General features: G+C 61.3%; 6 protein-coding genes. 2 read left to right on the forward strand and 4 right to left on the reverse strand.

What is annotated here, in order from left to right; all coding sequences use genetic code 11:
- The 3 genes from ACP5EL_RS08420 to hxlA all read right to left on the reverse strand — a co-directional run.
- A partial coding sequence (locus ACP5EL_RS08420; protein WP_428402066.1) for a preprotein translocase subunit SecD occupies nt 1-1,592 on the reverse strand: 1,592 nt, incomplete at its 3' end.
- Nucleotides 1,589-2,482, reverse strand: a complete 894-nt coding sequence (locus ACP5EL_RS08425) for a protein translocase subunit SecF (RefSeq protein ID WP_428402067.1) — start codon at nt 2,480-2,482, stop codon at nt 1,589-1,591. The genes ACP5EL_RS08425 and ACP5EL_RS08420, both read right to left, overlap by 4 nt.
- A 94-nt stretch (nt 2,483-2,576) precedes the next feature.
- The gene (hxlA, locus tag ACP5EL_RS08430; protein WP_428402068.1) at nt 2,577-3,905 is read right to left on the reverse strand and encodes a 3-hexulose-6-phosphate synthase; all 1,329 of its coding nucleotides are present in this window, start codon (nt 3,903-3,905) and stop codon (nt 2,577-2,579) included.
- Nucleotides 3,906-3,915: 10 nt separating this feature from the next.
- Here hxlA and dapF point away from each other — a divergent pair, with 10 nt between their 5' ends.
- On the forward strand, nt 3,916-4,818 hold the full coding sequence (dapF, locus tag ACP5EL_RS08435; RefSeq protein WP_428402069.1) for a diaminopimelate epimerase: 903 nt from the start codon (nt 3,916-3,918) through the stop codon (nt 4,816-4,818).
- 24 nt (nt 4,819-4,842) lie between these two features.
- Nucleotides 4,843-5,289, forward strand: a complete 447-nt coding sequence (locus tag ACP5EL_RS08440; RefSeq protein ID WP_428402070.1) for a hypothetical protein — start codon at nt 4,843-4,845, stop codon at nt 5,287-5,289.
- A gap of 6 nt (nt 5,290-5,295) precedes the next feature.
- Here ACP5EL_RS08440 and ACP5EL_RS08445 read toward each other — a convergent pair.
- A partial coding sequence (locus ACP5EL_RS08445; protein ID WP_428402071.1) for a DHH family phosphoesterase occupies nt 5,296-6,633 on the reverse strand: 1,338 nt, incomplete at its 5' end.

A 6,633-nucleotide genomic window follows, 5' to 3' on the forward strand; every position in this document is an offset into this window, starting at 1 on the left:
CCGTAGGCGGGCCTTGCGATGAAGACGCCGATGAGAACCCCGGCTATGGTGATCAGGGCGAAGCTCTTGAAGGTCCCAAATCCCATGGCGAATAGTGGCAGCATGGCGACGATGGTGGTCGCGGCTGCGGCCATGATGATCCCGAAGGCGCTGGAGAGCCTAGCGAGGTAGATCTTGCCGCTGGGCATCTTCCCCTCGTAGAGGAGCTCGTCGGTGATGATGACCAGGTGGTCAACTCCGGTACCGATGACCGCTATGATCCCAGCGATGGCGGGCAGGTCGAGCTGCCACTTGAGGAGGGCCGCAAGGGCGAGCATCATCAGAACCTCGCTGAAGGAGGTGGCGACCATCGGTATGACGATCTTCGGCTCGCGGTACCTGAAGTATATCACCAGGCCCACCACCAGGATCGCCATGATCCCCGCTATAAGGACCTGTTTTTTGAACTGATCTCCGAGGGCCGCTGTCACCTGGCCGGTGCCGATGATCTCGACGTTAACGGGCAGAGCACCCTCCCTCAGGTGGATGTAGAGCTCGTGGGCCCTCTGGCTGTCGCCTCCCACCTGGGCCACCATATTTCTCATGGGGGCGACCTCCAGGCTCGCCGCCAGGTCCTGGGCTAGAGGGGCGGAGAAGATCAGCTCATCGTCCAGATGCATCGATATCTCGTGGTCCATCCTGTTCCTGGTGGCCCCGGTATCGATCGCAGCCTTCTGGAAGGCGAGAGCTCCTTCCTCTGAGAGGGTGAAGGGCACGCCCCAGTTTCCGGCTTGATCGCCCTGGGGCAGCGAGACGTCTACGATGGCATCCCCGTAGAGGACGTGCATCGATTCGTTTCCTCTCGTCTGGATCCTGATCTCGAAGACACCGGGCTTGCCCACGATCTCCTGGGCGTCGGTGACGCTCACGCCCGCAAGATCGATCAGGATGAACTTGTTGTCCACCACCCTGACCTTGATGTCCTGAAGGCCGAGACGGTTCAGCTTCCTGTCCAGGACCTGTTTCGTCTCGTCCACCGTCTCCTCGGTCACGCCCTCAGAGAAGCCGGCGTCGCCCGGGGCGAGGGTTCCGCCGACCGGGGCCAAAATCGCCTCCATCGACTCCCTGGTGACGTTCGACCTCACCTCGAAGGAGAGCGGATCTGAACCCAGGTACTTGACGTCCGAGTCGAGGGAGGTCTCGAGATGGTTCATGATCACCCCGACCGGAGAAGCATCGATGGTGATCCTGGTGGCGTTCCCTCTCGGCGTGACGGTGGACTGGGGATAGCCCAGATCCTCGGCCAGGGTCTTGGGCGCCCTGCCCTCGACGTTGATCGTGTAGTCGATGCTCTCCGGACGCCACTCGACCTCTACGGGCCTATCCAAGGCGTCGCCGAACTGTTCTTCCAGGATCTCGATCGGATCAACCAGGGGCTGCACTATGGCCCCCTGAAGCTTCAGCTGGAGCCAAGACCCTCCCTCCAGGTCCAGGCCGTACTTTAGCCTCGACTGAAGGCCGTCGTCGCCGGGCATGGGGGCGAGGATTATCAGGGCTGCAGCCACCGCCACGAAGAATATTAAGATTCTCGGATCTTTGGTTATCTCTGTCATCGTCTCTGCCTCCGGGCTCCCGACTTCTTCGGACGGGCCAGGTACCATCGAAGGGCGTTCGAGTTCATGACCCAGGTGTTCATCAGGTCTGCGAGAAGGCCGAAGAGGAGGACTATCGATATGTCGAAGAGGATGTTGATCTGGGTGAAGGAGGACGATACCAGGTAGGAGAAGGCCGAGACCAGGAATAGCGCGAAGATGGCGGAGAAGGTGGTGCTGGTCATGGAGATGCCGGTCCTGAAGGCTCCCACGACCTTATCCTCGGTCCTCCCCTTCCGTTTTAGAACTCTGTTGTTGAGGAGGATGTTGCTGTCCACCGAGTAGCCTATCAGCATCAAGAGAGCCGCCACAGTCCCCAGGGAGAGCTCCACCCCCGTTATGTCCATAGCCGCCGCGGTGATCATGATATCGGAGAAGGCGGCCAGAATTACAGTGAGGGCGACGAAGGGCGTCCTGAATATCAGGAAGACCACCACCGCCATGAAGAGGAAGGATAGAGGGATGTAGGTCTTCGCCTGCTCCTGGAGCCTGGTGCTGTAGACCGGCCCCATGTACTTGATCTCGGGATCCTGGTACTCGGCCTCTATCGCCTCCGAAAGCCGCATATACTCGGCTTCGTCCATGGGTCCCATCTGGATCATGTACCGATGGCCCACGTCCCTTATGTCCAGCACCGGGTAGGCCGCAAGCTTCGATGCTATCTCACCTTCCGATTCGACGACGGGAACGGTGATTATTGTTCCTCCCGTGAACTCGACCCCCAGGTTCACGGGCGATCCCGTCTTGATGTAGGTGAAGCCCAGGATGGAGATCGCCACCGCCAGCAGGGCTAAGGAGATCGCCACCATCTTCTTGGGCTCGTATTTAGAGATGAAGGTCTCTGGATCCATACAAGTGTCCTCTTTCGCGCAAACCGCATTCAACGTATTTACGGGTTGTCGTTTGTAGCCTTTTTTTTCATAAACTCGGATCGGTGAAGGGCGGCTACTTCTTCTCCCACTTCTTGAGGTTTGCCACCTCGGAGAGGGTCTTCCCGCGCTTGATCTCCTCGCGGAGCCTACTCTCGGTCTTCTCGACCTCTTTCGCCCTTCGGGCGATCTCGTAGCCCCTCTCCCGAGGGATGACCACGACACCGGAGTCGTCGCCGACGATGATGTCGCCGGGCCTCACCGATCGGCCGCCACAGGTGATCTCGGCGTTGATCTCCCCCATGCCCTTTGGCTCCCCGGCGCTGGGGGTTATGGCGCTGGCGAAGATCGGGTAGTCAAGCTCTCTGACCTCGTCGAGGTCCCTCACGGCGCCGTCGATGACGACGCCTGCGACCCCTTTCATCTTGCAGCTCTGGGTGGCGAGGCCGCCCCAGCAGGAGATGTACCTGCTGCCGTTGTAGATCACGATCACATCGTCGGGGCCCGCAAGGTCGATCGCCTCGACCGACTTCGCCCAGTCGCCCTCGAAGGTCTGGACGGTTATCGCCTTTCCCACGATCTTCTTGCCCAGGTTTATGGGCAGGATATCCCGCATCGCCCCCTTCCGGTGCATGGCGTCGGAGATGTTAGGGGTTGATACCTCCCTGAATATCTCGATCATCTCCTCCTCCATGCTCTTTTTTGCGACCATGTCGCGCCTATCGAGGGCGCTGTCCATCGCCTCCCTGATCTTCAGGCCGGAGCCGGTGACGTCGGGGCTTCTCGTGATGTTGCCTCCGACGATCACGATCGAGGCTCCCGAGGCGACCGCCTCGGCCGCCGAGTCCGCATCGATCCCGCCGGCGACGGCCACTGGGATATCGACCCGGTCGGCGATCTGGTTGAGAAAGTCGATCGTCCTCTTCCCCATCATCTGCTGGTCGATCCCCACGTGGACGCAGATGTAGTCGACGCCGAGGGCCTCCAGCTCTCGAGACCTCGCCACCGGGTCCGGCGCACCGAGAAGGTCGACCATGATCTCGACGCCGTACTGTCTCGCCCCCCGGAGGGCGTCTGTGATGGTGGAGTCGTCGGAGGAGGCGAGGATGGCAACGATGCTCGCTCCCGCCTTCGCCGCCATCTCCACCTCCATGGCGCCTGTGTCCACCGTCTTCATGTCCGCCACGATCTTTTTGTCCGGCAGAGCCTTCTTCAGCTCGCGCACGGCGTCCATCCCTTCGCTCTTGATGAGGGGAGTTCCTGCCTCTATCCAGTCAGCACCGCCATCGGCCGCCTCAAGAGCTATCTGGACGGCCCTGTCCAGCTCCAGCAGATCCAGGGCAACCTGTAGAATGGGTTTAATAAGATCACCACCATAAAGCCGAGTTGATAGAGAACAGACCATGGTATATAAAATGAAGCTGAAAGAGATGACCGATATCAGGCTGGACGAGAGCCCCTACGATGCCGGGGGGATCTCCTTCACCAAGCTCCAGGGCAACGGCAACGACTTCATCCTAATAGACGAGCATCGCCGGGTGAAGGTGGCAGACTCCCTCAAGGGCTCTTTTGCGATCCAGTGCTGCCATCGAAACTTCGGGATCGGCGGGGACGGCGTCCTCTTCCTATCCCCCTCAGACCACGCCGATCTGAGGATGCGCCTCTTTCAGCCCGACGGCTCCGAGGCAGAGATGTGCGGAAACGGCGTCCGATGCCTCGCCAAGTACGCCTGGGACGCCGGGATGGTGGGCCAATGCTTCGAGGTCGAGACCCTGGCGGGGATAATAACCCTGAAGGTGAGAGAGATAGGAGGCGACTTCTGGGCGAGGGTGGAGATGGGCACCCCCTGCTTCGATAGGGCCGGGATCCCAGCCTTGGGCGAGGGCGAGTTCCTGATGGAACCCCTGGAGGGTTTTGAGGTATCGGCGGTGAACACTGGGGTTCCTCACGCCGTGATCTTCGTCGACGACCTGATGGATCTGCCCATCGAGGATGTGGCGCCCCACATCAGGCGAAGCTCCATCTTCCCGGAGGGCGCGAACGTCAACTTCGTCCGGATCGGCGAGACCTTCGCGGTCAGGACCTTCGAGAGAGGGGTTGAGGGGGAGACCCTCTCCTGTGGAACGGGTTCGGTGGCCAGTGCCGCCGTGGCCCGGAGGATGGGGATGGCCGGAGACGAGATCTTCGTCGAGACGAGGGGGGGCCCCCTCCTGATAACCTTCGAGGGCGATAGGGCCTACATGGACGGGCCCGCATCCACCGTCTACTCCGGAGAGCTGAGCGACGAGTTCCACTGGGATATCTCGCAAGGATTATAGTTGAATAGGGTTCAGGTCACTCTCATGATGAAGCTGGTCGCGGTACTGGGCGCGTTTATGCTGGTCGCAGGAGCGGCCCCGGCCTTCGAGGGGCTCGAGCCGATCCGGCTTGGGAGCAAGAGCGACCCCGAGGCCTCCCTCTTCTCCTACGACCAGAAGTTCAGCGATACCACCACCCTCAAGAACTACTACCTGGGGATGTCGGCCTACAAGGACTTCGACGGGTGCGAGAGGCTCTCCTCGAACATCTACCTCAAGAGCAACCCGAACTGGACCGACATCGCCCTGAACGCCAACTTCAGCAGCGGCACCGGCAGGATGGGATACCTGGTCCTGGACCAGGACTCCATGGACATAAGAGACGTGATGGTCGATGTGAGCCACGAGTTCATAGGAAACTTCACCATCGACGAGAAGGTTCTGGTTGTCAAGAACAGGATGAACGAGACCGGGTTCTTCGGCTGCCTATAGGGGCCCTCAAGACCGGATCTGCCGGCCCACGAGGCTGTCCATCTCCTCCAAGAACTCGCCCTTCGCCTCGGGAGGGATCGTAGCCCCCGCGGCGACGTTGTGGCCTCCGCCGATCCCGCCCACCTTCTCTGCGGCCTCGGATATCGCCTCCGCCAGGTTGAGCCCCGAGCTCACCAGGTCCTGGGTTCCCCGAGCCGAGACCTTCAGCTTCCCGTCCTCGGACCGGGCAAAGGCGAGGATCGGCTTTCTCCGGTCAGCGGTCTGAAAGCTCATCCCGGCCACGATCCCCACGATCGTCTCTCGGATCCGATCGCCGGCATCGAAGTACTGCAGGTGCGCGAGCGAAACTATCCCCTCTTCTTTGACCAGCTTCAGCCCGTTTACGAGGTTCTGCCGGTGCTCGTTGAGGAGAAGCCTCGCCTCCTCCAGGGCGGATCCCCGGTCGCCGAGGCAGACCGAGAGGCCAACCCCGGAATGGCCGTATCGGGCAGTGGCGTTAAGAAGGGTCGAGAACTCGCTCGCGTCCCGCAGCTCCGTCCCCTCCTGCTCGGCCAGGAGGTTGTAGACCTCGCCGACGAGCCTCTCGAGCTGGGCGTTGGAGAGGCCCGCCCGCAGGCCCCTCCTCACCAGGGCCGAGGCGATCTTCGCCTTCTCCTCGGAGTTCATGTCGATCCAGCGCCGCCACCTCTCGCCCCTAAGCCTGATCCCCTGCTCCTTGAGAAAGGTGATGCAGGCGTCCTCGTCGCCCGAGAGGCCCGGTATATAGGGGTCCTGCGAGTACTCCAGCATCTTGAAGACGGCCCTGGTCTGCTTTCCGAAGAGCTTCAGGTCGCGACCGAAGGAGAGGGCTCCCGCATCGACTCCCACCTTCAATACCCTCCGGTTGAGGCCGATGAGCATCCCCCTCGCCATATCCTGGAGGTCTCCGACGGCCCCGACGATGGCAAGCCCCGCCAGATCGTCATTTCTGCCGGCAGATCCGGCGGCCCTGGCCAAGGCTCTTGCGAGAAGGAACGTCGCTCCGCTCCCGCTGAGCTCTGTCGCGCCGTCGAGGCCGACCAGGTGGGGATTTATATGGTGCTCGATCCCCGAACCCTGGGGACGGTGGTGGTCTGCCACCACGGCCAAAAGACTCATCTCGCAGATCTCTGATTGCATCCCACTACCGAGGTCTGTGAATATCACTAGGTCCGGCCCGAGATCCGCGATCGTCTCCAGAGCGGGGATGTCCAGCTGCTTGAAGAAGAGGGTCTCGCGCTCGACGTTCGCCCGGTCCAGGGCCGCCGATATTATCCCGGCAGAGGTGAGGCCGTCGGCGTCGACGTGAGATGCCACCACCACCTC

Origin of the sequence: Methanocrinis sp., from assembly GCF_049974945.1 — an archaeon.
In the GTDB taxonomy this organism is placed as follows: Archaea; Halobacteriota; Methanosarcinia; order Methanotrichales; family Methanotrichaceae; genus Methanocrinis.

What these genes read in the sequence shown, in the direction of transcription:
- ACP5EL_RS08425 (WP_428402067.1), bottom strand. Translation starts at nt 2,482, where the DNA reads ATGGATCCAGAGACCTTCATCTCTAAATACGAGCCCAAGAAGATGGTG.
- hxlA (WP_428402068.1), bottom strand. Translation starts at nt 3,905, where the DNA reads ATGGTCTGTTCTCTATCAACTCGGCTTTATGGTGGTGATCTTATTAAA.
- ACP5EL_RS08440 (WP_428402070.1), top strand. Translation starts at nt 4,843, where the DNA reads ATGATGAAGCTGGTCGCGGTACTGGGCGCGTTTATGCTGGTCGCAGGA.
- dapF (WP_428402069.1), top strand. Translation starts at nt 3,916, where the DNA reads ATGAAGCTGAAAGAGATGACCGATATCAGGCTGGACGAGAGCCCCTAC.